General features: G+C 67.9%; 1 pseudogene. It reads left to right on the top strand.

From position 1 onward, the window contains the following. Window positions 1–439 (top strand): annotated as a pseudogene (locus EN914_RS38075) (FAD-dependent oxidoreductase); the annotation flags it as partial.

Below are 439 nucleotides of genomic sequence, written 5' to 3' on the forward strand. Positions count from 1 at the left end.
GGGTGGCAACAGCATCGACACGGCGGAGCTGGATCCCCGCAGGTTCGGCCGATACGCCAACAAGAACTGGACCCAGGCCAAGGTCCGGGAAGCCTGGGGCACCCACGCCGTACAGCACTATCCGGGCCAGGACATGCCGGCGGCGCGACCGCAGAAAACGGCCCCGTCCTATGACCGCCTAAGTCAGCTTGGCGCGGTATGGGACGTGTTGAACGGCTGGGAGATGCCGAGCTGGTTTGCGCCCGCGGGTGTCGAGGCGCGCAATGTCTACAGCTGGCGCTGGACCCCCAAGGGGAACCACGTCGCCGCAGAGGTCCAGGCTGTCCGCCAGGCCGCCGGTCTGGTCGAGATGACACCAATGACCAAGTTCGAGGTCGGCGGGCCGGGCGCCGAGGGCTGGCTCGACGGAATCCTGGCCAACAGACTGCCGCGTCCCGGT

The sequence above is a fragment of the Mesorhizobium sp. M7A.F.Ca.CA.001.08.2.1 genome (assembly GCF_003998455.1).
GTDB classification, from domain to species: Bacteria; Pseudomonadota; Alphaproteobacteria; order Rhizobiales; family Rhizobiaceae; genus Mesorhizobium; species Mesorhizobium ciceri.